Origin of the sequence: Bradyrhizobium sp. CCGUVB23 (genome assembly GCF_024199885.1) — a bacterium.
Classification (GTDB): domain Bacteria; phylum Pseudomonadota; class Alphaproteobacteria; order Rhizobiales; family Xanthobacteraceae; genus Bradyrhizobium.
Genome location: NZ_JANADQ010000001.1, coordinates 9,575,726 through 9,602,266, shown reverse-complemented (window position 1 = coordinate 9,602,266; position 26,541 = coordinate 9,575,726). Strand labels below are relative to the sequence as shown.

The following is a 26,541-nucleotide window of genomic DNA, read 5'->3' as shown; positions in this document are numbered from 1 at the left end:
CAAAGGACCGCGCGAATCTAACGGGACGCCGCTTACAGCCAGTAAGAGAAATTCGCTCTGCCGGTATTGGTGGCCCTTATGGCGTCGGCCGCCGAACCGGCCTCAGTTATCGGCTGTCCTTATGTGGGCAGACCGAATCCGTTCTATGCGTGCGCGTTCCCATGTACGTAGTGTTCCCGATCGCAAGAGAGCCGTGTGGATGGGATTTTCGGACTATCGAACGGCGTTGGTGACGGGCGCATCCTCAGGCATCGGGGCTGCGACCGTGCGTCGCTTGAGGGGCGAGGGGCTCGACGTCTACGCGGTCGGGCGTGATGCGGTCCGGTTGGCGGCGTTATCGTCCGAGACGGATTGCCACGTGTGCGCCGTGGATGTGGGCAATCTCGACAGCTTGACCGCGCTGGCGCAATCGGCTGCGTTCGATATTCTGGTCAACAACGCCGGTCAATCGCGGCGGGGCAACATCCTGGACACCGCACCTGATGACGTCGACACGCTCGTCGACGTAAATTTGCGGGCCGTCCTGCATCTCACACGTTTGATCGTGCCCGGCATGGCCAAGCGTGACTGCGGCCACGTCGTCAACATCTCGTCCATCGCCGGCCACTACGCTTTCGGCGAGAATGCAACGACGTTCAACTCATCCGTCGCCTATCACGCGACCAAGGCGGGCATCCATTCGCTGTCGCAGCAATTGCGCATCGATCTCTACGGCACGCGCGTTCGCGTCACCGAAGTATCGCCGGGTCGGGTTGCGACCAGCATTTTCCAGCATCCGGGCGTCGCAGAGGACGACGACAGCCGCTTCATTGGGGCATTCGAGACGCTTCAGCCTGAAGATATTGCCGACGCCATTGCTTTCGCCGTGGGATCGCCGGCTCGCATGAATGTCGCGATGCTGGAGGTCGTTCCGACACTCCAGGTCGTCGGCGAGCTCGGATTTGCGAGCCGATCCGAAGCCGCGCGGCTAAGAGAGAAGAGAAACGGAGTATCAAATGCCTGAACTTGCAACGCGCCTCAAGACCGTGGAGGTGTCCGCTTCGGCGGCAATGACGGATAAGGCGCGCGAGCTGCGTGATGCGGGCGTCCAGATCGTCAGCCTGTCGTCCGGGGAGCCCGACTTTCCGACGCCGCCGCACGCGATCGAGGCCGCGCATCGGGCTGCCCTGGTGGGGGATACCAAATATCCGGCGATGCCTGGAACCGTGGCCCTGCGAAAGGCCGTCCAGCGCAAGTTCAAACGCGAGAACAATCTCGACTATGCGCTCGACGAGATACTGGTCGCCAATGGTGGCAAGCAGATCATCTTCAACGCCCTGTTTGCCACCTGCGATCCGGGCGACGAGGTCGTCATCCCGGCGCCGGGCTGGATCACCTATGCGGATATCGTGCTCCTCGCCGAGGCAACACCCGTCGCCGTGCCCTGTCCGGAGAACAACCAGTTCAAGCTTCGGGCCGCGGACCTCGAGGCCGCGATCACCCCTAAAACCAAGTGGCTGATCCTCAATTTCCCGAACAATCCGACCGGCGCGGCCTGCACCCGCGCCGAGATGCGGGCGATTGCCGATGTCATGTTGAAGCATCCCGACGTCTGGATCCTTACCGACGACATCTACGAGCACCTCACCTATGACGGTTTCGAGTTCTGCACCATCGCGGAGGTTGAGCCCAAGTTGAAGAATCGCGTCGTGACCGTGAACGGCGCGTCCAAGGCCTACGCCATGACGGGCTGGCGCGTCGGCTATTGCGGTGGGCCCAAGGACCTGATCGCCGCCATGACCAATGTCCACGGTCAGGCGACCGGTGGCATCTGCACCCTGAGCCAGGCTGCTGCCGTCGCCGTTCTCGACGGTCCGCAGGATTTTCTGAGAGAGCGCGCCGATATTTACCGCAACCGGCGCGATCTGGTGGTCTCCCTCCTCAATCGGATCCCCGGAATCACGTGCCACAAGCCGCAGGGCGCGTTCTACGTCTTCCCCAACATCGCTGGTTGCATAGGCAAGACGTCGCAAGGAGGGCGGCGACTGGACACCGACGCCGACTTCATTTCGGCGCTGCTCGAGGAGCAACATGTCGCAGCCGTTCATGGCGGGGCCTATGGAATGAGCCCATACTTCCGGATTTCCTACGCGACCGACACCGAGATCTTGAAGGAAGGGTGCCGCCGCATCGCGAATTTCTGCGAAGCCTTACGCTGACGGTGAGAGCGGATACTGGTGAGCGATCGGTCCCTTGTCGCTCGCCGGCATTGTCGCCGCCGCAGGCGCATCGATCGAAGTTTGGGCGGAGAATGCCAAACCGATTGTCATAACCGTTTGCAATGGCCCTAAACCGAGACAATCTTGGTGCCGTAGGATGTCGACACATAAGCTTCATCTAAAGAGGGGTAGGCCTTGGTATCGCACAGTCGAGGACGGCCAGCGATGACCACCAGCGACGATGCGGTGGCTATATTAGATGCCCAGCCAGAGATCCGGCAGGGATCGCGGTGGCGCCTGTATTTGCCCGCCGGGCTCCTGGCGCTCCCGTTGCTGCTTTTCCTGACTTACTTCTTCTTCTATCCCGCGATCACGCTGCTGCTGTCGAGCATCCAGACCCAGAACAGCCAGGGGATCATCGGGCGGCCGTTTACGCTTGCGCACTACGCGCGGCTGATTAACGTCGATCTCTATTCCCGGGTGTTCTGGAACACGCTGCGGATCAGCGTGATCACCTCGGCGCTTGCAACCGTGCTTGCCTATCCGGTCGCGTTGGTCATGGTCAAAAGCCGCCCCCTCGTGACGCGGATCATCACGCTTATCGTCATCGCGCCATTGGTCGTCAGCGTTGTCGTGCGCGGCTATGGATGGCAGCTCATTCTTGCAAACGGTCCGAAGGGGATGCTGAACTGGATCCTCATGACGCTGCACATCACCGACGGGCCGGTGTCGGTCCTCTACACGGAGATAGCCGTCGTCATCGGATCGCTGCACGTGTTCTTCCCGATGATGGTGTTGCCGCTGGCCTCGGCGCTCGGCAAGATCGATCCGAACCTGGAAGACGCGGCGCGCATGCTTGGCGCGCCCTGGTGGAAAGTGTTCCTCCGGGTGACACTGCCGCTGAGTATGCCCGGTTTCGTCGCCGGCTTCACCCTGGTGTTTTCACTCACCGCCGGATCCTTCGTCATTCCGGCGATCCTCGGTGGCGCCTCCGCGATCATGCTCGGCAACCTGATCGAGCAGCAGATCTTCGTCGTGTATGACTGGCCGTTCGGCGCTGCGATCGCGGTGATCCTGGTTGGCGTCGTGTTTGCGGTCAACGGCTTCTCCATGTGGCTTCTCGAAGGCCGCCGTCTGCGGAGGGCAAGCTGATGGACGAGCGCTTCTCAGGCCTCGGCGCCTTCATCCTCTATGCGATCACAACCGCCATGATGATCTTCATCCTGGCGCCGCTCCTGCTCGTCATGGCGGTGTCGGTCTCCGACTCCTATTTCGTGACGTTCCCACCGCAAGGTTTCACGCTGAAATGGTACGCCAAGGTCCTGGGGGATCGCGACTTCCTTGAAGCGATGCGGCTCAGCATCCTGCTCGCACTCGGTACGACCGCGGGCTCGCTGCTGTTCGGTGTGCCGGCCGCCTTTGCGCTGGTGCGCGGAAACTTCGTCGGCCTGGCGGCAATCAAAGGGTTTCTGCTGTCGCCGCTCATCTTCCCCTCGCTGGTGACGGGCCTGGCCCTTCTTCAGGTCCTGACGAAGCTTGGATCCCAGGATGCGCGGCTGAACCTCCTGATCGGGCATATCGTCGTGACGTCGCCCTACGTCATCCGCACCGTCGTCACCAGCCTCCAGCTCGTTGACGAGAACCTGGAGGACGCCGCGCGCACGTTGGGGGCCAATCGGCTGCGCACCTTCTGGCGCGTGACGCTGCCGCAGATTGCATCCGGGGTCGCGGCCGGCGGACTGTTCGCCTTCATGGTGTCGTTCGACAATTATCCGGTCACGATGTGGCTCGCCAATTCCGAATATTCGCCCGTGCCGCTGGTGCTGATGCGGCAACTGGTCAACGTCTTCGATCCTTCCGTTCCTGCGATGTCGACGATCATCATCCTGATGGCGATGGTCGGTGTCCTCTTGCTGGAGAAGTTGGTGGGCCTTCGCCGTGCGCTGGCCGCCTGATGTTTGTTCTTGAATGGAGATTTGACCCATGAGCGTGACACGTAGGACTCTCATCAAGGCCGGTGCAGCCACGATTGCATTCCCGACGATCATCAGCCGGGCATCGTCGCAGGATGCCAAGCAGGTCCATATCGGCGTCTACAACTCCGCGCTGGGCAAGCTCATCCAGAAGGAGGTCATTCCCAAGTTCGAGGCGGAATTCAAATGCCGCGTCTTCACGATCGAGGGGGCGACGCTCTCCAATATCGCCGCGCTTCGCGCGACCCGTGACGCGCCGCGGTACAGCGTCATGATGATGGACGATGTCGGCATACCCCAGGCGAAGCAGGAGGGGCTCATCGACAAGCTCGACGCGAGCAAGATCCCCAATCTCGCGAAAGTATATCCGCGCTACATCTTCGAGGAGGGCTACGGAGTCGGGTTCTCGATCTCCAGTGCAGCCCTGTTCATCAATCCGCAGGTGACCAAGCCGATCGAGAGCTATGAGCAGATCTTCGATGCGAAATATCGCAAGCAGATTCTCCTGAACACGCCCAAGAATACCCAAAGTGTGCTCATGCTCATCGTCGCAACATCGCTGGCGACGGGCAAGCCGCTCAAGGAGGCGCAGTATCTCGTCGACAACGGCTGGGACAAGCTGGCTGCACTCAAGCCGAATGTTCTCACGATCTATGACAGCGAGGCGCAGGTGCTCCAGGTTGCGCAGGGGCAGGCGACGATCGGCGGCATCGAGTATTCGAAGGCGATCTATCCGCACACGGCTAAGGGCATGCCGATCGACATGACGTTCCCCAAGGAAGGCGCGTTCACGGGCATCAACAGCATGACTCTGGTCAAGAATGCGCCGGAGCCGGAATTGGGTGCGGCATTCATCAACCGGATCCTGGAGCCGTCGGTTGCCAAGATGCTGTCCGAGCAGACGCTCAGCGCGCCTTCGGTCAGCGGCATCGACTTCAAGCCGGAGACGGCGAAGTTCCTCGCGTACCCCGATACCAAGGCGACCGATCTCGGGCTCTTCACGCCGGACTGGAAGTTCATCGTTCCGCGCCGCGGCCCCTGGCTGGAGCGCTATAATCAGGTGTTCACGAGCTGAGCGGAGCAGCCATGAAGTCGTCCGAGGTCAGGCTTGAACGCCTCTGCAAGGAATACAACCGCATGGTCGCGGTCGACAACGTGTCCCTGACGATCGAGCCGGGCCATATGATCGCTCTGCTCGGTCCAAGCGGATGTGGCAAGACCACCTGCCTTCGCATGATCGCCGGCCTGATCCATCCGACTTCCGGCGACGTCTTCGTGAACAATCAAAGGATGACCGGCGTCCCGGTGCATCGTCGCAACGTCGGCATGCTGTTTCAGAACTACGCGCTGTTTCCGCATCTCACCGTCGAGGAGAACATTGCATTCGGCCTCGAGATGCGCGGGATCGCCAGGGCGGAGGCCACGCAGAAAGTGGCTTCGGCGCTCAACCTCGTTCAGCTATCGAACTTCGGGAAGCGGTATCCCGCCCAGCTCTCCGGTGGCCAGCAGCAGCGCGTCGCACTGGGGCGGGCCCTGGTGATCGAGCCGGCGATGCTGCTGCTCGACGAGCCGCTGGGAGCGCTGGACAAGGGGCTGCGCGAAAGCATGCAGGTGGAGTTGCGGGCCCTCCAGCGCCGGCTGGGTTTGACCACGATCATGGTGACCCACGATCAGGACGAAGCCCTGACAATGGCGGACCAGATCGTGGTGATGCGAGACGGCAAACTCGAGCAGGTCGGCTCCGCAACCGAGATCTACCAACGGCCGACGTCGAAGTTCGTCGCGAAGTTCATTGGTGCCTCCAATCTGTTCGAGGGCCAGGTCGAGCAGCGGAATGGAAACGGCGCAATCGTCCGTGTGTCGCAGGGTTTGAGCCTGTTGGTCGACGAGGTTCCGGCGTCGGCCGCCGACGTCATGGTCTCGATCAGGCCGGAGGCCATCGTCGTCGAGGAGGCCGGCCAGAGCGGTGCCGTGGGTCGCCCCAACAGCGTCGCTGCGCGTGTCGATCAGGTCGTCTATCGCGGCTTCGTCAGTCACTATTATCTGAAGATGGCGAGCGGCGAGCAGCTCATCGTATTCGAGCAGAATCAATCGCAGCAGTCCGGCTTCCGTTACTCGGTCGGCCAGGAAGTCGTTGCAAGCTGGAATGCACCGAGCAATCACGTGATCGCGCGTCACTGACCTTTGGACGCGCAAGAGGCGGGCGGGTCGCGCAACGCAAGTCGACGCGCGTCAGGCCGCGTCCGCAACTGAGCCGCCTCGCCAGTGATCGATATCCGCTATACCGGCAGAGCGATAACGTCTTGGATCGCATCGCGCCGGATACCTAGATTGAAGATGGCGACGCTCTGCCGTGCGCCGTTTTCCGGGGTAACCCTTGTCGATCAATCATCATGCCTCTCCCTTCGTCGGCGTGCTCGAGAAGGATCCGAAGATCAGCCTGATCGGCACGCTGGCGATGCTGGTGGAGGCGCCGGGAGAGTTCGACCTGGTTCAGCAGGGACGGATCTGGGCTCTTGCCGACGCGCTCTCGTCCTGGCCCAACGTTCAGGAAGCCGTTGTTGGCGTCACCAACGTCATGCTCGCATTCGAGCAGCCACCGGATGATATCGACGCGCTGGGAGCGTCGCTCATCGAACTGTGGCATCGACTCGCCCCGCGCAACGCCGACGGCAAGCTGATCGAGATTCCAGTCGTCTATGGCGGCGAACTCGGCTTCGACCTGCCGGCAGTGGCCGCACGCGCAGGCTTATTGGAGCGCGAGGTGATCAGGATCCACAGCGAGGGGGAGTACACGGTCTGCGCGATCGCAAGCTCGCCAGGCTTCGGCTACCTCCACGGCCTCGATCCACGCATCTACATGCCGCGCAAATCCGTGCCGTCGCTCAACATGCGCGCGGGCTCGGTGACCATCGGCGGGATGCAGACCGGCGTCGCTGCCCTGGACAGCCCGAACGGCTGGAACGCGATTGGCTGGGCTCCCGTAGCGATGTTCGATCCCCGGCTGGAGCAGCCGTCGCTCATGATGCCAGGCGACCGTGTCCGGTTCAGAATTGATCGGATTGAGCTGTGATCGAGATCCTCGCCAGCCACGCCTTCAACACCATTCAGGACCTCGGCCGTCGCGGCGCGCGCCGTTTCGGCGTCAGCCCGTCCGGCGCGATGGATCCCGTCGCGCTCGAAGCCGGAAATGCGCTGCTCGGCAACGACGGTGATGCCGCGAGCATCGAGGTGCAGACCTTTCCGTTCCGCCTGCGCTTTCTGGCAGACATGGCGTTTGCGCTCACGGGGGCCGATCACGACGCGACGCTCGCCGGCCGGACCGTCCCACCCTGGTGGTGCATGCGGGCCAGCGCAGGAGACATTCTCACGATCGCCTCGCCAAGGCGCGGTGCGCGCGTCTATGTGGCGTTCGAAGGAGGCATCGACGTGCCGCGCGTGCTGGGCTCGCGCAGTACGCATCTGCGCGCCGGCTTCGGTGGACTGGAGGGGCGCCCCTTGCAGGCAGGCGATATCGTGCCGACCGGGAGCGCACGGAATGATGCGTCCAAGCACGTCGACTTCGGCGCCGAGCCGCCTGATATGGCAATTGCCGGTTCCGAGCCCGCGGAGGACCGCGTGCTGCGTGTGCGTGTCATGCGCGCCGGAGAGCACATACTGTTTTCGGAGGCGATGCGCGCGACGTTCTGGTCGACGAAGTGGAAGATCAGCGCCCGGAGCGACCGGGGAGGATATCGTCTGACCGGAGGCAAGCTGACATTGGCCGCACCGGTTGAGATGCGCTCGCACGGCGTGGTGGCAGGCGTGGTGCAAGTGCCGCCGGCCGGTGAGCCGATCATCCAGATGAGCGACGCCAACACTGCCGGGGGCTACCCGAAGATTGCCGCCGTGATCCAGGCCGATCTCTGGCGGCTCGGTCAGGCGCCGCCGGGTTCATTCATCGCCTTCGAGGAGGTCGGCTATCAGGACGCCGTCGCAGCCATGGCACCCGTCACCAGCTATCTTGCCGGGCTACGCGCAACCGCCGACCTTTATCGCGCACTTTGAGATGGACGGCCGCAACAAACAAGGGATGGTGCAAACATGAAAATCGGCATCAATTCGGACATGGGCGAAGGTTTTGGCAATTATCGCATCTGCGACGATGAGGCGCTGATGGGTATCGTCTCCTCGGCCAATGTAGCTTGCGGCTTCCATGCCGGCGATCCCATCATCATGGATCGCATGGTGCGGATGGCCAAGGCGAAAGGGGTTGAGGTCGGCGCCCATCCAGGGCTGCCGGATCTTCTCGGGTTCGGTCGCCGAGTGATCCAGATGGACGCTGCCGAGCTCGAGAAGCACATGGTTTACCAGATCGGTGCGCTCCAGGCGATTGCGACCAATGCCGGCCATCGCGTGACCCATGTCAGCTTCCATGCTGCGATGGGCAACATGGTGAACGCGGATCCCGACATGGCCGACGTCGTTGCGCGTGCGATCGCGGCCATCAATCGCGACTTCATTGTATTCTCACAGCCTGACGCCGAGATCGTGCGTGCCGCGCGCAAGGTCGGCTTACGGGTGCTGACGCTGTTTCTCGCCGATCGCGCCTATGATGAGAATGCGCACCTCGTGTCCCGCAAGCTCCCCAATTCGGTCATTACCTCGCCGGAAGCCGTTGCGGAGCGGGTTACCCGCTTCCTGGACAGTGGGACGGTGAAGACGATCGAAGGCAAGTCGATCAAGGTCGACGCGCGCTCGATTCTCATTCACAGCGATACGCCCGGCTCCGTGAACCTGGCGGCCACCGTGAGGCGCGTGGTAGAGCAGGGCGGCGGCGAAGTTGCGCCAGCGACAGTATTGGTCGGGTAATGCGATAGTTGCGGGTAGGTCGCCGCGTACCGTCGCTCAGGTCAGGCGGTCTCAGCGGTCGGACGAATGCTGGCGATCGGCGTTCCGTAGCCGACCATCGCGCCTGCCTCCGCGGTGATCGCATCGAGGATGCCGGCGGCCGGCGAAAGCACGGGTGCATAGAGCAGCCCGATCTTGACGAGGCCGACGATCGCGCCGGCTTCGATCTGCTGGCCGGGTTCGGCGAACGGCTTCGCCCGCCACGGGTGCGTGGCGAGAAAATGTCCGGCAACATCCGCCTTGGCAATCACGAGCGTCTCTTCGGAAGAGCTGATTGCGTCGGCGCGCACCGACGATGTCATGCCGATCGCGCTCGTTTCCATGACGAGCTTCAGGGACTGTCCCTCGTCGTCGATCTCGATCGATGTGACGCCGGACGTCTCCAGCAACTTCGCCAGGCGTTCGATATGGGTCATGTCTATCGGCATCCTTGAAGCTCCGCGAAAAGGCGAACATCGGCCCTGAGCCGATCGAGATAGACCGAGACTTCGTCCTCTGCTGCTAGCGCGTCCGCATAGGCCGTCTGCTCGAAGCGCAGTGTGCTGCCGAGCCGCGCCTGTGCAACGCGCCACATGTCGGCCTTGATCACGGTCGCGATTTTCGGATAGCCACCGGAGGTCTGCGCGTCGCGCATCTGTATGATGGGCTGCCCGTTCGGCGGGATCTGGATGACACCCGCGACGATGCCGTGAGACCGCTTTTCGATCGGCGAGACTGGATTTACCGCGGGGCCTTGCAGCCGATAGCCGTAGCGGTTGCTCTGTGGCGTGATCTTCCAGCCGCTGCGCCAGAACAATTTTTGCGCGGTACTATCGAACGCGTCGTATTCGCCAGCGATGATGACCCTGACGGTGGTATCGCCGGCCGGCATGTTCGGTCGGGCGAGAACGAGATCGGCCGGCCCGACCCCGAGATCGCTGGTCTCCGCGGACGGGTTGGGCGCGGCGCAAGGCAGGACATCACCCGTTTGTAACGGTCGCCCCTCAAAGCCGCCAAATTCGCCGCGAAACTGCGTACTGCGCGATCCCAAAACGACGGGGACGTCGATGCCGCCGCTCAGGGTGAGATAGCTTCGTGCACCACGGGACATCGCCTTGATGGTGAGAATCTCCCCGGTGCGGGCTCGCGATCGCCACCACGGAGGGATTGCGCGGCCTCCGACGTCGGCCTCGATCTCGGCGCCCGTCAGCGCGAAGGCCATATCGCGGCCAAAGCGAAGCTTGAACGGGGTTACCGGGATTTCGATGCCGGCCGCGTTCTCGTCGTTGCCCAGGAGAATGTTGCCGGCGCGCAAGGCGACGTCGTCCATCGCGCCCGACGTGCCAACCCCGAACCGATACTGGTCGAAGCGCCCCAAATCCTGGACGCTGGTCGGCCCGAGCGCGGAGAGGATCTCGATCAACGAATCACCCGTTCAATCTCGAACCGGATGGTGTCGCCCGGCGCAAGCGCAGCCGGCGTCGTCCAGCACGGATCGAAGAATATCCAGCTCGTGTGCCCGATGGCGTGCCAGCCGCTCGGGCCCGGTGAGGCCGAAACGCCCGTCTGCGATCCTCCGATGGAGACCGAGCCGCCCGCGGAGCGCTGGAGCGGAGTCTGACGCCTGGGCATCGATATCCGCGGATCCATGCCGCCGAGGTAGCAATAGCCGGGGTGGCTGCCTAGCGCGAAGACGGTGTAAAGGGGCGCGGCGTGGATAGACACCACGTCGTCGATGGACATGCCGCAATGATTGGCAACAGCCTGGAGCGAAGCGCCGATTTCACCGCCATAGGTCACAGGCAGCCTGATCTCGCGGCCGCCGATCGTGAGCTCCTGCGCTTCATTCCAGGCATCGTTGAGCGCGGCCATCAAGGTACTCGGATCGCGCGGCGGCGTCTCGAAGGTCAACATCAGGTTCGTGATGAGGGGAATTGCCTCGCGGATTCCCGGCCATTTCGAGGCCGTCGTTGCGAGGGTCCAGATGCGTCGCTGGTGCGGCAGGTCGAACGGGCCGGGCGCCTCGAACAAGATTGCGGTCGTCCCGAGCAGGCTGATCCGCGGCCGGTCGCTCGCCGTCATTGCGCAGCCACCCGCGCAGCCATCCAATGTTCGAGATGGTGGATGTTGCAGCCACCGCGACGGAACGCGGGATCAGCGAGAATGGCCTGATGCAGCGGCACATTGGTTCGGATGCCATCGGCGCGCAACTCGGACAGTGCGACGCGCGCGCGCGCCAGGGCTTCATCGCGTGTGCTGCCATGGGCGATGAGCTTGCCGATCAGCGAGTCGTAGTGACGAGGAACAGGAGCGCCGGAGGCCATGTGAGTATCGACGCGGATGCCTATGCCGCCGGGAACATCCCAGCGCGTGACCGTGCCCGGCGAGGGGGCGAACGTGGCGGGATCCTCGGCATTGATACGAAACTCGATCGCATGGCCGACGCGCCTGATGTCGGCCTGCGCGATCAGCAACGGCTCACCCCGCGCGATGCGGATCTGCTCCTTGACGATGTCGATCCCGGTGGTCATCTCGGTGACGGGGTGCTCGACCTGGACGCGAGTGTTCATCTCGATGAAGAAGAACTGGCCGTCCTCGTAGAGGAATTCGAACGTGCCCGCGCCCCGGTAGCCGATGCGCCGGCAGGCTTCGACGCAGCTCAGGCCGACCTGCTCGACGAGCGCGCGGTCGATGCCAGGAGCGGGCGCCTCCTCGACGACCTTCTGGTTCCTGCGCTGGAGCGAGCAGTCGCGATCGCCGAGCCAGAGATGGTTGTCGTGCTCATCGCAAAGGACCTGAATCTCGATATGGCGGGGCTTCTCGAGGAACTTTTCGATGTAGACGGCCGGGTTCTTGAAGGCCTGGCTTGCCTCCGCACGTGTCAGCGCGAGTGCGTCATCCAGGTCGCGCTCATCGCGCACGATCCGCATGCCGCGCCCGCCGCCGCCGCCGGCCGCCTTGATGATGACGGGATATCCAATCTTGCGCGCGATGGCGCGCACCTCCGCCGGATCATCGGGCAAGGCGCTGTCCGGTCCAGGCACGCAAGGGACGCCAGCCAGCCGCATCGCCCGCTTGGCGGCGACCTTGTCGCCCATGGTCCGGATGCAGTCCGCGGGAGGGCCGATGAAGGCGAGGCCGGCCTTCGCGACGCGTTCGGCGAATTCGGCACTTTCCGACAGAAATCCGTAGCCGGGATGAATGGCCTGGGCGCCGCTGACCTCCGCCGCAAGCAATATCGCGGCTGGATTGAGGTAGGTCTTGCTCGCCGAGGCCGGCCCGATGCAGAGCGCCTGATCCGCGAGGGCAACATAGCGCGCGTCGCGATCCGCTTCCGAGTGAACGACGACCGTCTTTAGGCCCATCGCCCGGCAGGCGCGCTGGATGCGAAACGCGATCTCACCTCGGTTGGCGATCAGGACCTTGTCGAACATCAGGAAGGCCCCGCAGGAGCGATCCGGAACAGCGGCTGTCCTGCTTCGATCTCGTCACCGTTCTCTGCAAGGACAGCGAGGACGACGCCAGATGTCTCGGCGGCGACGTCGATAAAGGTCTTCATCGCCTCGATGATGCAAATTTTCTGTCCGGCCTCGATTCTGGCACCGACCTCGACCAGCGGCGGCGCATCCGGCGCCGCAGCTCGGTAGAATACGCCGTGCATGGGAGCCGATACGATGATCTCGTCGGTGCTCGCAGGGACCGGTGGGCGGGCCGCCTCGCGCCTGGCGACGTGAATTTCCTCCGATCCGGGCTCAGCAGGAAGCAGGGCGGGGACCGCTCCGCGCGCGGGGTTTTTCAGGATGCGAATGCGCGTCCCGTCTTGCGTCAGCTCCAGCTCCGCGATGCGGGATCGCGAGACCAGATTGATCAGTTGTTCGATTTTAGCGAGATCCACGGTGATCGTCCTCTGCGTCGAGTCGCGATCCTTAGCCCTTCGTCCTCAGGTCGCCGTCTGCCGGCTTCTCTGCGCGAAGTTGAGGCCACCGACGACCTGCTGCGTTGGTAGCACCTCCATGAACGCGACGTTCATGCGCGCAGGGGAGCCGATTGCGAAGGCGATCGAATTGGCGATGTCCTCTGGCTGGAGGGCTTCATAATCGTCGAAGAAACGGCGCTTGGCCTCGGCGAGGTCGCCCAGGAGCCGCCCGAAGACTTCCGTCTCCACGCGTGCTGGCGACACCTCGGTCACGCGAACCCTGGTGCCGTAGAGGTCGACGCGCAACTGCTGCGAGAGCGAATGAATGCCCGCCTTCGTCGCGTGGTAGACCGTGTTGCCCCCTCCGAAGGCATAATGGCCAGCGATGGAGGAGATGTTGACCACGTGGCCACGGTCGCGCTTCGCCATTCCTGGCACGATCAGGCGCGTGAGATGCAGAACCGCCCGCAAATTGACGTCGATGAGCGCATCGACGTCATCGGGTGTCGTGTCCAGGATGTTGCCGCGCCGGGACTGGCCGGCGTTGTTGATGAGAACGTCGAATTCTGCCGATTGCGCCAGCGCCGCCAGCGCATCGAGGTTGTTCACGTCCACGGCGCATGAGCGGCAGCCGGTCTCGGCCGACAGGGTCGCCAGCCGGTCCGCATCGCGCGCCACGGCGTAGACCTCGAGCCCCTCGGCGCTCAGGCGGCGAACCGTGGCAGCCCCGATGCCCGAGGATGCGCCGGTGACCAACGCCCTTCGATAGTCCGAAAATGCCATTCGTACGGCTCCTCCGTGTATCGTTACCTATAGGCCCGGCCGGTTCCAGATGGTAAGAATATTTCCTTCTGGTCCCATAGCCCCAGCGTATTGCTGCTGCGGCCATGACAACCGCCTTCTCGGGAACCCCGTATTGGATACGCGTCGCCTCGAAGCCTTCGTCAAAGTCGTCGATCTCGGTAGCGTCTCGCGCGCGGCGAAGCTGCTCAACATCGCCCAGCCCGCGCTGAGCCAGCAGATCGCGAGCCTCGAGCAGGACTTCAAGCGAAAGCTATTGGACCGCAGCGCCCGCGGGGTCCGCCCGACCGAAGCCGGACAGATCCTCTACCGCTACGCCAAATCGATCCAGCGGCAGATCGACGAGGCGCGGCGTACTATTTTGGAGAACCGATCGGGGCTGACCGGCAACGTTACGATCGGCTTGGCGCCGCTCAGCTCGGCGGCGTTGCTCGCGACCCCGCTGCTGTTGCAGGTACGTGAACGCTATCCCGGCGTCGTGCTGCACATTTACGACAGTTCAGGGATCATGCTCAGCGAAATGATGCTGAAGGGCAGCATGGATATGGCTGTCCTGTACGGCGATCGTCCGGTGACTGGTCTCGACTACAAGCCGCTGATGCGCGAGTACTTTTATCTTGTCGCGCCTCGCAGCATGTATGCAGGGCAGATGCCTTCGGAGGAGGTTTCGGCGGAGGAGGTCGCGCAATTCGACCTGCTTCTTCCGTATCGGGAATCCTTCCTGCGACAGACGGTCGAGCGGGTCTGCGCCGAGGTGGGGCTCCGCCCGCGCATCGTCGCCGAGATCCATTCGCAATCGACCCTGTCTTCGGCGATTGCAGCCGGAATGGGTGCTGCCGTGCTGCCGATGTCCATCGCAAAGGCATTACCGAACCTGGATGAGCTCTGCATTCGACGGATCGATGCGCCGTCGGCGTCGCAGCAAATGTCGCTATGCATTTCCGATAACGTTGCCCTGTCCGACGCAGCGTTCGCGGTCTACAAGATATTGCTGGAGATCATCGCGAAGGAATGGGGACAGTTCGATTGCCTGGCTGATCCGAATGCCGTCACCTCAGGCTCCTCCACCAAACCTCTGGGCGGTTCGGAAGACGAGCCATAACGAAATACGATGCGGCAATCCCAAAATCTGAAATTCTCCGGCGGGAGAGGGTCGACTATTGGAGGTGAGGTGCAGAGATTGCGGCCGTTGGAGGGACCATGGTTCACGTTATCAGGACATTCGATCGGCCCGCGGCTGAGCTTGTGGAACGCATCAAGCGATTCCCGCCGTCGACCCTGCATGAGGCTCAGGGGCGGACCGGGGCGCTGACGTCCCGGATCAAGCCGATTTATCCGGGTATGCGCGCTTGCGGGCCGGCATTCACGGTCAGCTGCCACCCCGGCGACAACATGATGCTCATTACCGCGATCTCGCTCGCTAAGCCGGGCGATGTGCTCATCGTGAGTGCAGGCGACCATCCCGAGCAGGGCGGTTTCGGCGAGGTGTTGGCGACAGCCTGCGTGGCCAAGGGGCTTGCCGGCCTGGTGACAGATGCCGGCGTGCGCGACGGTCCGGCGATCCGGAATACCGGCTTCAGCGTGTTCTCGTATGGCCTCTGCATGAAGGGGACCGTGAAGGAGACGCTCGGCTATATCAACCAGCCGATCGTTATTGGCGGCGTTGCGGTTCGCCCCGGCGATATCGTGAGCGCCGACGATGATGGTGTCGTCATCGTTCCGAAGGACAACATCGCCGATGTGTGCACCAAGTCGGCCGCGCGCGAGGAGAAGGAAGCCGGCGTGATGAAGGCGCTCAAGGCCGGCGGCGACATTCTCGAACTGTCCGGCATCGGCAAGGTGCTTGAGTCCAAGAATTGCACATTCGCCTGAACAGCGGACTGCAAGGCGATCGTCGCTTACGGGAATAGCACGGCTTGAGGGGACCGCACGCGCTGAATTCCGCGTGTCAAGCCCGAGGGTCATGGCTAGGATTATCAGGAAAGCCGTCGTGCCATTGGGATGCTGCCCCGCGTCCCGGACGCGCGCGTTTCTAATGTCCGGCGCTCTGTCCGCCGTCGACGTGCAGGATCTCGCCGGTTGTGAAGGCGGCACCTTCGAGGTACAGCACCGCATCGACAACATCGCGCACCTCTCCCATCCGTCCGACCGGATGCAGCTTGGCCAGGAAGTCGTACGTTTCGGGTGCATGCATCGGCGTCTTTACCGCGCCAGGTGCCACGGCGTTAACGCGGATACCCTTGCTCGCATATTCGATGGCGAGCGACTTCGTTGCCGCGTTCAAGCCGCCCTTTGTCAGGGCGGCCAGCACCGATGGGACGCTGCTGACTGCGTGTTCGTCGAGGCTGCTGGTGATCTGCACGATATGCCCGGATCCTCGCTTCAGCATTTCCTTGGCTGCTCGCCGAGTGACATGGAAGAACCCGTCGAGATTGATCCCCAGCAAGTGGGCGTAGTCTTCGTCGGTATAATCGGTGAATGGCTTTGCGACGAAGACGCCGGCGTTGTTGACGAGGGTGTCGAGGCGGCCGAAGCGGTGGATCGCCTGCGACACGATGCGTTCCGCCGTATTCGGATCGGCGATGTCCCCGGCAACTGCCAGGATATCCGGATCAGACGGCTGTCTGATCGAGCGAGAATTCGCGACCACACGAAAATTGCGATCGCGATATGCCCTGACCAAGGCTTCGCCGATACCCTGCGACGCTCCGGTGATGATAGCGACTTTCTGCTCTGTACCCATGATGAACCTCCATGTTTTTCGGCTGAAGCGGCGCGCCTCGCTGCGCTGGTCGCTTCGCTACTGTGCGGTCCAGCCGCCATCTACGGAAATGGTCGTGCCCGTGATCTGGTCCGCCGCAGGCGAACAGAGGAAGGCCACGGTGCCGCCAAGCTGTGAGGGAGAAACGAAATCCAGGGACGGCTGTTTCTCGGCCAAAAGGTCCTTGGCCGCTTCCTTCTGATTTATGCCCCTTTGCGTAGCGATATCGCTGATCTGCTTTTCGACAAGGGGTGTTCGTACCCAACCCGGACAGACTGCGTTGCAGGTGACGCCGCTGCCGGCTGTCTCCAGGCCGACCACCTTGGTCAGGCCGACCAGTCCGTGCTTGGCTGCAACGTAGGCGGCTTTGTGTGTTGAGGCGACAAGACCGTGCGTCGAAGCAATATTGACGATCCGTCCCCAATGCTGCTTTTTCATCTGGGGTACCGCCGCGGCGATTCCGTGAAACGCAGCGGACAGATTGATGTCGAGAATTGCGTGCCACTTGGCGGCAGGAAATTCCTCCACCGGCGCGGTGAACTGGATGCCGGCATTGTTCACTAAGATGTCGAGGCGTCCGAACCTCTCGACCGTCGCGGCAACCAATCCGCGCACGGCTTCTCCCGTTGACATATCGGCGCCGTCGTAGACGACGCGCACGCTGTGCTCACGTTCGATGCCGATGCGGATCTTCTCGATCGCGCCGGCATCCCCGAGGCCATTCAACACGAGGTCGGCGCCGAGCCTTGCCAATTCCTTCGCGATGCCCAGGCCGATGCCGCTGGTCGATCCGGTGACGATGGATACTTTTCCCTTCAACATGGGGAATTCCTTTCGATGTTTGAGACAAGAGAATCAGGCGGCGGTCGCCGCCTTGGTTTCAGTGGGCGCCGCCGCCGGCGTCGATGCGGTCGGGCTTGGTGAGTATGAGCGCCGCGATCAGGGCGACGATCTGTGAGATGCCGAGCAGATAGAAGGCGTCGCTGAAGCCGAGGATGAACGCCTGCTTCTGGATGACCTTGCCGATTGCGACATAGGCGCGATGGGCGGCATCGACCCGGTCGATCACGCCGTGGCTGATGAAATACTGTGTGAGCTGATCGAGCCGGGTGCGGGTTGCTTGCTCGAACATCGAGACCGATTGCATCAGGACGTTGGAGTGGTACTGCTCGCGCTTGGTCAGGAGCGTCTGCAGGGCAGCGATTCCGATCGCGCCGCCGAGGTTGCGCATCATATTGAACAAAGCTGATGCCGATCCTGCGTTCTCCGCTTCCATTCCTGCAGTCGCAACGCTCGATAGCGGCGCGAAGACCAGGGCCTGGCCAAGCGCGCGGATGACGTTCGGCCAGAAAAGCTGATCGGCCGCATAGTCGTTCGTCATGTAGATGTTCATGAAATTGGAGCCGCCAAACAGCACAAAGCCGATGCCGATGACGAGGCGCGGATCGAACCGCTTCATCAGGCGAGGTACCAGCGGGATCAGCACGAGCTGCGGCAGGCCAGTCCATGCCAGCACCATGCCGATCTGCTCGGAGTTGTAGCCCTGGATGCGGGACAGATAGACCGGCAGGACATAGACGGAGCCATACAGCGATACGCCGAGCAGGAAATTCGCCAGCACGCCAAAGCCGAAATTGCGGCGGAACAGGATGCGCAGGTTGAGCAATGGTTTCTGGGCAGTCAGCTCGATTGCGAGGAACAGCGTCAACGCAACCGCGGCGATCACGGCCAGCCGAACGATGAAGGGCGAGCCGAACCAATCGTCCTTGTTGCCTTCTTCCAGGACGGTCTGAAGCGCGGCGAGCCCGATCGCCATGGTGATGATCCCGGCCCAGTCGCCGTCTCGCAGCAGCGAGAGGTTCATCGGCCTTGTTTCCAGAGAGAAGAAGAGCATACCGATCATGATCGCGCCGGGCACGACGTTGACGTAGAAGATGTATTCCCAGCCGAAATTCTCGGTGAGATAGCCGCCGATGGTCGGACCGATCGCGGGTGCGAAGGTCGCGGAGATCGCGAACATCGCCAGCCCGATCGGCTGCTTCGCTTTCGGCAGGAGCGTGATGATGAGCGTGAATGCCATGGGGATCAGCACGCCGCCGGTAAATCCTTGCACCGCGCGCAGCGCGATCATCTGCGGCAGGTCTTGCGCGAGCGCGCAGGCTGCCGAGAAGACGAGGAACAGAACGGCGTTGGTGAGGAGATAGACTCGGACCGAGAAGACCTGGGCAAGCCAGCCGCTGAGCGGAATCACGACGATTTCGGCGATCAGGTAGGAGGTCGAGATCCACCCGCCGTCGTCGATGCCCGCACCGATCCCACCCTGAATGTCGGCAAGCGAGGCGTTGACGATCTGGATGTTGAGTACCGCCATGAACGCACCCATCGTGGCTCCGATCACTGCGAGCCAGGTTTTTGCTGAGACGGCGTGGGCCGCAGGTAGCCGATCCTCGCTGGCGGGAGTGGCGTCGATCGTGGTTTGCAATGTGGTCATGACGGTTTCCTCGCTCGCGAGGCTGGATAGGGGGGGCAGCTGCGGGGCTTGCCGCCGCGCGATGCGAGCCGCTTTTCGGCCTCGCGTTCGGCGACGACAGTGGACTTGGTGTCGACAGTCGGCTCCGCAGACATGCCGGGGCGCAGCAGACCGCTCAGGCTCCGGTCATCGAGCACGATCTTCACCGGCACGCGCTGCACGATCTTCGTGAAGTTGCCGGTCGCGTTGTCCGGCGGGAGCAGCGCGAATTCCAGGCCACTCGCCGGCGACAGGCTATCGACATGGCCTTTCAGCCTGGTCGAATGGAAGCTGTCGACCCGCAGCTCGACCGGTTGGCCATTGCGCACATGGGTGAGTTGGGTCTCCTTGAAATTGGCGACCACATAGACTTGGTCGAGCGGAACTACCGCCATCAGCTGCGTGCCTGCCTGCACATATTGGCCGACGCGGAGTGTCCGCGCACCGATCGTGCCGTCGACCGGAGCCGTGATCTGGGTGTAGGAGAGGTTCAGGGCAGCCTGGTGCTCGACCGCGCGTGCGCGATCGAGTTGCGCGACAGCTTGCGTGCGCTGGGTCGATAGCACCTCGACTTTCTTGTTGGCTGCGAGCAATCCCGCCTTACCCTGCTGAAGCTGTGCGGTCTGCGAGCGCAATGCTGCGTCGGTCTGCTGGGCGCGTTGTATCGTTCCCGAGCCCGACCTCATGAGCTCGTCGTAGCGGGCGCGCTCCTGCTGCGCGAATTTCAGACCAGCTTCGGTCGCATCGACTTCGGCCGCCTGCTGTTGAATGAGAGGCTGCTGCAATTCGATCTGCGCGTCGAGGTTCTTGACCGCGGCTTCCGAGGCCGCAATGTCGGCCTTGGCCTGGTTCAGCGCGGTCTTGAAATCGCGATCGTCGATCCGGGCCAGCACCTGGCCGGCCTTCACCGGTTCGTTGTCGGCGACCAGCACTTCGGCGATGTAGCCGGAAACCTTCGGCGCAATGACTGTGGAGTCGGCCTTGACGTAGGCGTCGTCGGTCGTTTCCAGATAGCGGCCGGTGGTGATGTAGTAGTGGCTGAAAGCGGCGGCCCCGGCCACGCCGAGGGCGGCGGCGAACGCCAGCGCCGCGCGCCGGATCGCCTGACGCGACGGGCGAATGCTGGTTTTCGTTTTCTGCTCGGAAGCATACGAAAGGATCGACATGGTTCTCTCCGAAGTCGGGGGGGACGCTAGATCTCAATCGGGGCGGTGGACGTCATGCGTGATGATGCCGAGCTCGGGAGCGGGCGGGTCCAGGCGGCGTGGGTCGGCCAGCGTGCGGCGGATGTCGTCCAGACCGCTTTGCCAATGCGCGCGCATTGCGTTCAGCCCGAACTCGTAGTCCTTTGACTGGCCCTCGTAGATTTTGGACTGGTAGATGAGGTGGACGATGTTGTAGGAGCGATGGCGGGCCATGTCCGCGATGGCGCGGATTTCCGGATCCTGCTTCGCGCGTTCCGGCAACTCCTGGATCGTCCGCTGTAACGCCTGACGCATCTTCTGCATGCGTAGCGCCTGGTCCGTGATGGCGCGCGTACGGCTCGAATATTGGATGTCCTTCTGCCGGCTCGACACCTCCATCATGTCGTGGGGAACACGACCCCTGGCAGACCAGAGATCGACCTGGAATGTCAGTGTGTCGCGCGGCTCGCTGGACAGCACGCGTGAGAGAGGAGTGTTCCAGACGACGCCGCCATCCCAATAGTGTTCGCCTTCGATCTCGACGGCAGGGAACCCCGGTGGCAAAGCGCCGGAAGCCATGAAATGCTTCGGTCCCAGCTTACGTTCGGTCGTGTCGAAGTAGGTCAGGTTACCGGTGCGAACGTTGACCGCGCCGACGCTGACGCGTACCTCGCCCGCGTTCAGCCGATCGAAATCGACGAGCTTCTCCAGCGTCCGCTGCAACGGTGCGGTGTCGTAGAAGCTGGTCGCTGCATCACCCGAAAAAGGCGACCAGAACGGCGCGGGGAATCGAGGCTTGAAGAAGCCGGGCTGCCCCTGGAATAAGGCCCTCATCGCGGCAAGCGCGTTGTGCAGCGAGCGCATATCGAACGCGAATGGCAGGGCATTGGCTAGCCCTTCGCCGGCGGGCCATCCCACCGGACACGCACAGATAGTCTCCCAGAACTCGCGTAGCCGCTCGACCCGTTGGTCTTCCGGCGATCCGGCAATGATCGCCGCATTGAGCGCGCCGATCGAAATGCCGGCCAACCAGTTCGGCCTGATACCGGCTTCGTGCAGGCCCTCATACACTCCGGCCTGATAGGCTCCCAGAGCTCCGCCGCCCTGCAGCACCAGGGCGACGACGTCATATGGCAGCGTCGTGGACGGCTGCGGCACGGAACTCACTTGCTCGCGCATCACCTTCAGCATCTCGTAAACTCCCGATCTTGCGGCTGATCCGATCAGCCTGCGTTTGCTTCGATAAGGATCTCGGACCTGGACTCGCGTCGTTGTGCGGTAGCGCCCGGCGCCAGGTAGTCGTGGACGACAGTGCCAAGCCCGAGCGTCAGGTCGGCGATGAGGTGCTTGGCCGAAAGCACTTGGAGGACGGGCAGTTCGGCTACGGGGGCCAGGGCGTGCGAATACAGGTCCAGCGCTGCCGGCCCGGTCCAAGCACCTTTCACGGTGATCGCTTCGAGGTGGTAGCGGACCAGCTCGCAGATGCGCGCCGAGCCGTCGACATGCGGGATGATCTTGAGCAGGAAATTGGGAGCGGCGAGTTTCCTGGCCTCGGCTTCGATGTCGAGGGCGCGGTGCTTGTAACCCATGGTGCCGGTCGCGATGCGCACCGAGCCGTAGTTCAGGGTGCCGACCAGGGTATCGATCTCGACCGCGAGCTTCGGTTGCGCCAGCTTCTTGGGAAAGCCCCACAGCTCACGCCCGCCGGCGATGGGCGGATGATCGTTGAGGAACATCTGATGGGTAAAGCTGCCGGCCTGACCTTGATAGGATACCGGGATGACCTGGCCGCTTTCGGTGTAGTCGCCAAACCCAGTTGAATCCGGCATGCGGATGAACTCGTAGTTCACCACAGGTTCGGTCAGCTCGAGTGGCGCCGGTACAATCCGGCGCAGCGCCTCGGGATCCGTCCGGTACTGGATGATGAAGTACTCGCGATTGATGAAGCGATAGGGGCCGGGTGGAAAGGCCGGGTTCGTCAACGGCATGGCGAACGCGCTCGTGCGGACGGTCTCGTGTTTCATCGTGGTGAGCTCCAGTTTGGTCGATAGCGAGGGAGCCGCGCTTCTGCGTGGGAAGTGCGGCCGTGTCGCGTGAGGCCCTCAGACCTCGGTGACGTGATCCGGATCGGCCGACGCCAGCGCGGCGGCACGCTCGGCGCGCGGCGGGTAGATCCACACCGTGTTGATCTCGTGCTTGGTCTTCTTTGCAACCTCGCCGACGATCTCGACTTTCCGTTCCCAGCCTCGCGTGAAGAGCGCGCCGGCTTCGCCGAGGTCGAGGCACGTGACGTAGGCCTTCTGGTGATACGGCTTGGTCGGGACGCCCAGGAGCTCTGCGGCGGCGTTGTTGCCCGCGAAGGCGCCCATCCTGGTGGCGTGCTGGCAGGACATCAGCGCAAAGTTGCCGGCATCGTCGCACGCTGCCTTTGCGGCATCGCCGGTGGCAAAGACGCCAGGCACCGATGTCACACGCAGATCCTGATCAACCAGCAGCCGGCCGAAATTGTCGCGCTCGGCGGGGATCTGCTGGGTCAATGGCGCGGCGCGAATGCCTGCCGCCCAGACTACGGTTTCCGCTTCGATGCGTTCGCCATTTGAAAGCGTGACAGCGGTTTCATCGAGCGAGGTAACGCCAGCGCCGACCCGGGTCTCTACGCCGACCTTGCGCAGGGCATCCTCGATGATGGGACGAGGGCCAGCGCCCATATCGGGAGCGATCGCACCGTTGCGTTCGACGATGATCACGCGCGGCTTGGCATCCTTGCCGAGAATCGCGCGAAGCCGCGCAGGCATCTCGGTCGCCGCTTCGATGCCGGTGAAGCCGCCGCCGGCAACGACGACGGTGTCGCGCCCGTTTCTTGCCGGCCGATCCGCCAGGCTGTGCAGATGCCGGTCGAGCGCAACGGCATCATCGAGCGAGTCGACACTGAAGCCATGCTCGGCGAGGCCCGGAATATTCGGACGGAACAGCCGGCTGCCGGTGGCCACGACCAGGCGGTCATAGGAGAGCGTCTTTCGCGTGCCCTTGGCAGTCGCGACCTGCAGCATGCGGGACTTGGTATCGACCGTTTCGGCGCTGCCTTGCACGTAGACAACGTCGATGGACTTGAGAACATCCAGCAGAGGCGCCGTCAGGGTTTCCGGCTTCGCTTCGTAGAGCCGCGGCCGAATCACCAGCGTCGGCTCCGGTGCAACCAGCGCGATCTCGAGTTCTTCCGGCGAAGCGCCCTGAATGTCCCGCAGGCGGGCGGCGGAAAGTGCGGCGTACATGCCGGCGAAGCCGGCGCCGATGATGACTATTCGCATGTGATCTTCTCCTGTGGTTGATCTTCGGGCATACGCGCGTTGCCGCCGCCGCTGCTGTTGCGGTTTCGTGTGGTCGACGCGCGAAGACGTGAAATGGAGTCGTTAGGTCTTAAGGGGAGGGGCAGCTCGGCATCGATGACGCCCGCAGCGGCCAGGGGCGGCGAAAGAAGATCGGCTCGGTGGCGTTCGGGCCACCCCAGTTGGCGTAGGGAAGCGGCGCGTTATCGTTGGCGATGATGGACATCGCCGGGGTCGTCCTCTGCAGGGACTGCGGTGGAATTTCCACCTCCTCGCCCGTTGCAGAGGTGAAGCGAACTGCCAACGACAGTCCGTAGACGATTGCGCTTGCGACCAGCCGGCGTCGCGGTGCGATTGCAAAGAGGCTGACGAAGGTCTTCGAGGTCATCGTTCGTCTCCGTCTCTTGGGGTCTCGGGACCCTGATGATTTAGCGGGAGTGAGCTGCAACTGCGCCAGAGCGATTGCGGCACCTGCAGAGCGATTGCTGCTACCGCAGCGTCGCCAGTCGCTCGGTATTTCTCCGGTCAATTGCCCGAACGCCGGGTCGCTTGCGGGAGCCTCGCCAGCCAGTCCTCGAAACGCACTGAGCCGAGCCGGGGACCACTGCCAGGCATGAGAGACTGATCATCGAGCTCCGCGCCGAAATAGCGGGCATGGATGTCGGCGACGACTTTGCGCGGATCCTTCATCGCGATCAGATATTTCCGACCGAATTCGTCGAGGCTAAACCGCTCCGGGCCTGCCAACTCAACCAAACCGTTGACTGGAGCGCCGAGCGTGATGTCGGCGAGCGCGGCGGCGACATCGTCCGAGGCGACCGGCTGAAACAGGGCAGGCGACAGTCTGACGATCTGTCCATCGGACGAGGACTCGACGATTCCGCCAACAAACTCGAAGAACTGAGTCGCGCGCAGGACCGTATAGGGGATCTTGCACGCATTAATCAGGTTCTCCTGCGCCAGCTTGGCACGGAAGTAACCGCATTCCGGAAGCCGATCCGTGCCAACAATCGACAGCGCGATATGGTGCCGGACGCCTGCGGCGCGCTCGGCAGCGAGCAGATTGCGGCCCGAACTTTCGAAGAAGCTCAGAGCGGGCTCGTCCTCGAAAGAGGGCGAGTTCGCGACGTCGATGACGATTTCCGCAGCCGACAGGGCCTTTTCGAGACCCTCGCCCGTGATCGTGTTGACGCCCGTGCTGGGTGCCGCTGGAACCACCTCGTGGCCCTTCTCGCGGAGCTTGCCCGCAAGCTTGGTTCCGATAAGGCCGGTGCCACCAATAACGACGATCTTCATCACTTTCCCTCGATTTATCTGAACACCAATGGCGTTTTCCTGAACGCGAGGGGAGAGTGCGCGCGTGCGGGATGGAAATCCTTGCAGCCGCCCTGAATTGCGGTTGGATATTCCTTGGCTTCTTGTCCAAGCGGAGTGCGAGAAGTGCCGTACTCATTCGAAAATTATTGCTTGGACGCCGGACGGCGCGAGCTCAGGCGAGGCGCCGAACTGATTACGATCGGACCTAAGGTATTCGATCTGTTGCTTTTCTTGATCCAGAAGCGGGAGCAGGTTGTGACAAGAGACGACCTTCTCGAGAGTGTTTGGGAAGGACGGATCGTTTCCGAGTCGACGCTGACCAGTCACATCAACGCGGTGCGCAAGGCGATCGGGGACACTGGCAAGGAGCAGCGCCTGATCAGGACGGTTTCGCGCAAAGGCCTTCGGTTTGTCGGCAAGATCGAAGAACGCGAATTGCCCATCAGCACCCCGATCACTGCCCCGGACATCCCGGCGCCTGCTCTGCCCTTGCCGGAGTCCCCGTCGCTCGCGGTCCTGCCGTTCCGGAACCTCAGTGGCGATGTCGAGCAGGATTATTTTGCGGATGGCGTCGTCGAGGATTTGATCACCGCGCTGTCTCGTATTCGCTGGCTGTTCGTGATCGCCCGCAATTCAAGCTTCACCTACAAGGGCAAGACGGTCGACGAAAAGCAGGTGGGGCGCGAGCTCGGCGTCCGCTACGTCGTCGAAGGCAGCGTGCGCAAGTCCGAGAACCGCATTCGCATCACGGGCCAACTCGTAGACGTCGCGACCGGCACCCACCTGTGGGGCGGAAAGGTTCGAAGGGCCGCTCGACGACATTTTCGAGCTTCAGGATCAGATTGCGAACAGCATCGTCGGAGCAGTCGCCTCCCAGCTCGAACGAGCGGAGATCGAGCGCGCCAGACGGAAACCGACTGGCAGCCTCAGTGCATACGACAATTATTTGCGTGCCATGCCCCACCTGCATCGAGGGACCCGCGAGTCGATCGACGAGGCGCTTCCCCTGTTCTACAAGGCCATGCAGCTCGATCCGGAGTTTGCCTCCACCCATGCAATGGCAGCGTGGTGTCATTTCTGGCGAAAGGTCAACGGCTGGATGACCGATCGAGAGCAGGAAATCGCCGAAGGCCTCCGATTGGCCCGCCTTGCGGTGGAATTGGGCAAGGACGATGCCGTCGCGCTCACCAGGGGTGGACATGCTCTTGCCCATCTTGCCGGCGACGTGGAGGGGGCGATCGCGCTGGTGGACAAGGCCCTTGTGCTCAACCCGAACCTGGCGTCGGCCTGGTTCCTGGGAGGCTTTCTCAGAACCGAGAACGGGGACCCCGACGCTGCGATCGAATTCTTTGCGCGCGCGATGCGTTTCAGCCCGCTGGATCCGGAGATGTTCCGGATGCAGGCAGGCGTAGCGCTGTCGCATTTATTTGCGGGGCGCTTTGACATGGCCTCGTACTGGGCAGAACAGTCCTTCAAGCAATTGCCCAGCTTCCTGGTGCTGGTGGCCATCATCGCCGCAAGCCACGCGCTTGCCGGTCGTGCCGAGCAGGCGCGCACCGCGGTCGAGCACTTGCAGAAGCTGAATCCCGAGTTTCGTGTTTCCAGCCTCGAAGGCTGGATTCCGATCCGACGACCGGAGCATCTCGCCCGCTTCCAAGACGGCTTGCGTCAAGCGGGATTACCGGAG

General features: G+C 62.8%; 26 protein-coding genes and 1 pseudogene. 12 read left to right on the top strand and 15 right to left on the bottom strand.

Going from position 1 to position 26,541, the window contains the following annotated elements:
- The first annotated feature begins 199 nt into the window (after positions 1 to 199).
- The 9 genes from NLN62_RS45135 (at position 200) to NLN62_RS45095 (ending at position 9,022) form a co-directional block, all read left to right on the top strand.
- The gene (locus NLN62_RS45135) at positions 200 to 1,003 is read left to right on the top strand and encodes an SDR family oxidoreductase (protein ID WP_254113026.1); all 804 of its coding nucleotides are present in this window, start codon (positions 200 to 202) and stop codon (positions 1,001 to 1,003) included.
- Positions 996 to 2,198 carry a pyridoxal phosphate-dependent aminotransferase gene (locus NLN62_RS45130; RefSeq protein WP_254113025.1) on the top strand — a complete coding sequence of 401 codons (1,203 nt, stop codon included), beginning with the start codon at positions 996 to 998 and terminating at the stop codon, positions 2,196 to 2,198. The genes NLN62_RS45135 and NLN62_RS45130 overlap by 8 nt, the downstream gene beginning before the upstream one ends.
- A 225-nt stretch (positions 2,199 to 2,423) precedes the next feature.
- Positions 2,424 to 3,350, top strand: a complete 927-nt coding sequence (locus NLN62_RS45125; protein ID WP_051390008.1) for an ABC transporter permease — start codon at positions 2,424 to 2,426, stop codon at positions 3,348 to 3,350.
- A complete protein-coding gene (locus NLN62_RS45120) occupies positions 3,350 to 4,153 on the top strand; it encodes an ABC transporter permease (RefSeq protein ID WP_027526157.1) in 804 nt (267 codons plus the stop codon). The genes NLN62_RS45125 and NLN62_RS45120 overlap by 1 nt, the downstream gene beginning before the upstream one ends.
- A gap of 28 nt (positions 4,154 to 4,181) precedes the next feature.
- Positions 4,182 to 5,246: an extracellular solute-binding protein gene (locus tag NLN62_RS45115; protein ID WP_035664036.1), complete on the top strand. Its 1,065-nt coding sequence runs from the start codon at positions 4,182 to 4,184 to the stop codon at positions 5,244 to 5,246.
- A gap of 11 nt (positions 5,247 to 5,257) precedes the next feature.
- Positions 5,258 to 6,352 carry an ABC transporter ATP-binding protein gene (locus NLN62_RS45110; RefSeq protein ID WP_254113024.1) on the top strand — a complete coding sequence of 365 codons (1,095 nt, stop codon included), beginning with the start codon at positions 5,258 to 5,260 and terminating at the stop codon, positions 6,350 to 6,352.
- A gap of 196 nt (positions 6,353 to 6,548) precedes the next feature.
- A complete protein-coding gene (gene pxpB / locus NLN62_RS45105) occupies positions 6,549 to 7,244 on the top strand; it encodes a 5-oxoprolinase subunit PxpB (protein ID WP_027526160.1) in 696 nt (231 codons plus the stop codon).
- Positions 7,241 to 8,218 carry a biotin-dependent carboxyltransferase family protein gene (locus tag NLN62_RS45100; RefSeq protein WP_254113023.1) on the top strand — a complete coding sequence of 326 codons (978 nt, stop codon included), beginning with the start codon at positions 7,241 to 7,243 and terminating at the stop codon, positions 8,216 to 8,218. Before pxpB (NLN62_RS45105) ends, NLN62_RS45100 begins: the two co-directional genes overlap by 4 nt.
- A gap of 36 nt (positions 8,219 to 8,254) precedes the next feature.
- A complete protein-coding gene (locus NLN62_RS45095; RefSeq protein WP_027526162.1) occupies positions 8,255 to 9,022 on the top strand; it encodes a LamB/YcsF family protein in 768 nt (255 codons plus the stop codon).
- Between the two features lie 41 nt (positions 9,023 to 9,063).
- Here NLN62_RS45095 and NLN62_RS45090 read toward each other — a convergent pair whose 3' ends face one another.
- From NLN62_RS45090 to NLN62_RS45065, 6 genes are read right to left on the bottom strand one after another with little or no spacing between them, the layout of a single operon-like run.
- On the bottom strand, positions 9,064 to 9,477 hold the full coding sequence (locus NLN62_RS45090; RefSeq protein ID WP_051390009.1) for a biotin/lipoyl-containing protein: 414 nt from the start codon (positions 9,475 to 9,477) through the stop codon (positions 9,064 to 9,066).
- 2 nt (positions 9,478 to 9,479) lie between these two features.
- Positions 9,480 to 10,463 (bottom strand): biotin-dependent carboxyltransferase family protein, encoded by a 984-nt coding sequence (locus NLN62_RS45085; RefSeq protein WP_254113022.1) that lies wholly within the window; start codon positions 10,461 to 10,463, stop codon positions 9,480 to 9,482.
- Positions 10,460 to 11,122, bottom strand: a complete 663-nt coding sequence (gene pxpB / locus NLN62_RS45080) for a 5-oxoprolinase subunit PxpB (RefSeq protein WP_027526164.1) — start codon at positions 11,120 to 11,122, stop codon at positions 10,460 to 10,462. Before pxpB (NLN62_RS45080) ends, NLN62_RS45085 begins: the two co-directional genes overlap by 4 nt.
- Positions 11,119 to 12,474 (bottom strand): acetyl-CoA carboxylase biotin carboxylase subunit, encoded by a 1,356-nt coding sequence (accC, locus tag NLN62_RS45075; RefSeq protein ID WP_254113021.1) that lies wholly within the window; start codon positions 12,472 to 12,474, stop codon positions 11,119 to 11,121. The genes pxpB (NLN62_RS45080) and accC overlap by 4 nt, the downstream gene beginning before the upstream one ends.
- A complete protein-coding gene (accB, locus tag NLN62_RS45070; protein ID WP_254113020.1) occupies positions 12,474 to 12,935 on the bottom strand; it encodes an acetyl-CoA carboxylase biotin carboxyl carrier protein in 462 nt (153 codons plus the stop codon). Before accB ends, accC begins: the two co-directional genes overlap by 1 nt.
- 45 nt (positions 12,936 to 12,980) lie before the next feature.
- On the bottom strand, positions 12,981 to 13,739 hold the full coding sequence (locus NLN62_RS45065; RefSeq protein WP_027526167.1) for an SDR family oxidoreductase: 759 nt from the start codon (positions 13,737 to 13,739) through the stop codon (positions 12,981 to 12,983).
- Between the two features lie 133 nt (positions 13,740 to 13,872).
- Between NLN62_RS45065 and nac the strand changes: the two genes are divergently transcribed.
- Together nac and NLN62_RS45055 are read left to right on the top strand one after the other, a co-directional pair.
- The gene (nac, locus tag NLN62_RS45060) at positions 13,873 to 14,859 is read left to right on the top strand and encodes a nitrogen assimilation transcriptional regulator NAC (protein WP_051390010.1); all 987 of its coding nucleotides are present in this window, start codon (positions 13,873 to 13,875) and stop codon (positions 14,857 to 14,859) included.
- 98 nt (positions 14,860 to 14,957) lie between these two features.
- Positions 14,958 to 15,629: a 4-carboxy-4-hydroxy-2-oxoadipate aldolase/oxaloacetate decarboxylase gene (locus NLN62_RS45055; RefSeq protein WP_254113019.1), complete on the top strand. Its 672-nt coding sequence runs from the start codon at positions 14,958 to 14,960 to the stop codon at positions 15,627 to 15,629.
- 160 nt (positions 15,630 to 15,789) lie between these two features.
- Here the strand turns inward: NLN62_RS45055 and NLN62_RS45050 are convergent, their stop codons facing one another.
- The 9 genes from NLN62_RS45050 to NLN62_RS45010 form a co-directional block, all read right to left on the bottom strand.
- Entirely contained in the window at positions 15,790 to 16,500 is a 711-nt protein-coding gene (locus NLN62_RS45050) for an SDR family NAD(P)-dependent oxidoreductase (RefSeq protein ID WP_027526169.1), read from the bottom strand.
- A gap of 57 nt (positions 16,501 to 16,557) precedes the next feature.
- Positions 16,558 to 17,340 (bottom strand): 3-hydroxybutyrate dehydrogenase, encoded by a 783-nt coding sequence (locus tag NLN62_RS45045; RefSeq protein ID WP_254113018.1) that lies wholly within the window; start codon positions 17,338 to 17,340, stop codon positions 16,558 to 16,560.
- Positions 17,341 to 17,398: 58 nt separating this feature from the next.
- On the bottom strand, positions 17,399 to 19,009 hold the full coding sequence (locus tag NLN62_RS45040; RefSeq protein WP_254113017.1) for an MDR family MFS transporter: 1,611 nt from the start codon (positions 19,007 to 19,009) through the stop codon (positions 17,399 to 17,401).
- The gene (locus NLN62_RS45035) at positions 19,006 to 20,193 is read right to left on the bottom strand and encodes an HlyD family secretion protein (protein WP_254113016.1); all 1,188 of its coding nucleotides are present in this window, start codon (positions 20,191 to 20,193) and stop codon (positions 19,006 to 19,008) included. Before NLN62_RS45035 ends, NLN62_RS45040 begins: the two co-directional genes overlap by 4 nt.
- Before the next feature lie 33 nt (positions 20,194 to 20,226).
- The gene (locus tag NLN62_RS45030) at positions 20,227 to 21,402 is read right to left on the bottom strand and encodes a patatin-like phospholipase family protein (protein WP_254113015.1); all 1,176 of its coding nucleotides are present in this window, start codon (positions 21,400 to 21,402) and stop codon (positions 20,227 to 20,229) included.
- Between the two features lie 32 nt (positions 21,403 to 21,434).
- Entirely contained in the window at positions 21,435 to 22,235 is an 801-nt protein-coding gene (locus NLN62_RS45025) for an acetoacetate decarboxylase (RefSeq protein ID WP_027526174.1), read from the bottom strand.
- Between the two features lie 78 nt (positions 22,236 to 22,313).
- On the bottom strand, positions 22,314 to 23,519 hold the full coding sequence (locus NLN62_RS45020; RefSeq protein WP_027526175.1) for an NAD(P)/FAD-dependent oxidoreductase: 1,206 nt from the start codon (positions 23,517 to 23,519) through the stop codon (positions 22,314 to 22,316).
- A gap of 109 nt (positions 23,520 to 23,628) precedes the next feature.
- Positions 23,629 to 23,925, bottom strand: a complete 297-nt coding sequence (locus NLN62_RS45015) for a hypothetical protein (RefSeq protein ID WP_027526176.1) — start codon at positions 23,923 to 23,925, stop codon at positions 23,629 to 23,631.
- Between the two features lie 137 nt (positions 23,926 to 24,062).
- On the bottom strand, positions 24,063 to 24,833 hold the full coding sequence (locus NLN62_RS45010) for an SDR family oxidoreductase (RefSeq protein ID WP_254113014.1): 771 nt from the start codon (positions 24,831 to 24,833) through the stop codon (positions 24,063 to 24,065).
- A gap of 144 nt (positions 24,834 to 24,977) precedes the next feature.
- On the opposite strand from NLN62_RS45010, the pseudogene NLN62_RS45005 reads away from it, so the two are divergent.
- Positions 24,978 to 26,541 (top strand): annotated as a pseudogene (locus NLN62_RS45005) (winged helix-turn-helix domain-containing tetratricopeptide repeat protein); the annotation flags it as partial.

Bases quoted from the DNA above. Each gene is read 5' to 3' on its own strand.
- NLN62_RS45025 (WP_027526174.1), bottom strand. From the start codon at position 22,235: ATGAAACACGAGACCGTCCGCACGAGCGCGTTCGCCATGCCGTTGACG.
- pxpB (WP_027526164.1), bottom strand. From the start codon at position 11,122: ATGACGGCGAGCGACCGGCCGCGGATCAGCCTGCTCGGGACGACCGCA.
- NLN62_RS45055 (WP_254113019.1), top strand. From the start codon at position 14,958: ATGGTTCACGTTATCAGGACATTCGATCGGCCCGCGGCTGAGCTTGTG.
- NLN62_RS45010 (WP_254113014.1), bottom strand. From the start codon at position 24,833: ATGAAGATCGTCGTTATTGGTGGCACCGGCCTTATCGGAACCAAGCTT.
- NLN62_RS45045 (WP_254113018.1), bottom strand. From the start codon at position 17,340: ATGTTGAAGGGAAAAGTATCCATCGTCACCGGATCGACCAGCGGCATC.
- NLN62_RS45065 (WP_027526167.1), bottom strand. From the start codon at position 13,739: ATGGCATTTTCGGACTATCGAAGGGCGTTGGTCACCGGCGCATCCTCG.
- NLN62_RS45110 (WP_254113024.1), top strand. From the start codon at position 5,258: ATGAAGTCGTCCGAGGTCAGGCTTGAACGCCTCTGCAAGGAATACAAC.
- accC (WP_254113021.1), bottom strand. From the start codon at position 12,474: ATGTTCGACAAGGTCCTGATCGCCAACCGAGGTGAGATCGCGTTTCGC.
- NLN62_RS45030 (WP_254113015.1), bottom strand. From the start codon at position 21,402: ATGCTGAAGGTGATGCGCGAGCAAGTGAGTTCCGTGCCGCAGCCGTCC.
- NLN62_RS45090 (WP_051390009.1), bottom strand. From the start codon at position 9,477: ATGACCCATATCGAACGCCTGGCGAAGTTGCTGGAGACGTCCGGCGTC.
- NLN62_RS45020 (WP_027526175.1), bottom strand. From the start codon at position 23,519: ATGCGAATAGTCATCATCGGCGCCGGCTTCGCCGGCATGTACGCCGCA.
- NLN62_RS45040 (WP_254113017.1), bottom strand. From the start codon at position 19,009: ATGACCACATTGCAAACCACGATCGACGCCACTCCCGCCAGCGAGGAT.
- NLN62_RS45095 (WP_027526162.1), top strand. From the start codon at position 8,255: ATGAAAATCGGCATCAATTCGGACATGGGCGAAGGTTTTGGCAATTAT.
- NLN62_RS45130 (WP_254113025.1), top strand. From the start codon at position 996: ATGCCTGAACTTGCAACGCGCCTCAAGACCGTGGAGGTGTCCGCTTCG.
- NLN62_RS45035 (WP_254113016.1), bottom strand. From the start codon at position 20,193: ATGTCGATCCTTTCGTATGCTTCCGAGCAGAAAACGAAAACCAGCATT.
- NLN62_RS45135 (WP_254113026.1), top strand. From the start codon at position 200: ATGGGATTTTCGGACTATCGAACGGCGTTGGTGACGGGCGCATCCTCA.
- NLN62_RS45050 (WP_027526169.1), bottom strand. From the start codon at position 16,500: ATGGGTACAGAGCAGAAAGTCGCTATCATCACCGGAGCGTCGCAGGGT.
- NLN62_RS45015 (WP_027526176.1), bottom strand. From the start codon at position 23,925: ATGACCTCGAAGACCTTCGTCAGCCTCTTTGCAATCGCACCGCGACGC.
- NLN62_RS45125 (WP_051390008.1), top strand. From the start codon at position 2,424: ATGACCACCAGCGACGATGCGGTGGCTATATTAGATGCCCAGCCAGAG.
- NLN62_RS45120 (WP_027526157.1), top strand. From the start codon at position 3,350: ATGGACGAGCGCTTCTCAGGCCTCGGCGCCTTCATCCTCTATGCGATC.
- NLN62_RS45115 (WP_035664036.1), top strand. From the start codon at position 4,182: ATGAGCGTGACACGTAGGACTCTCATCAAGGCCGGTGCAGCCACGATT.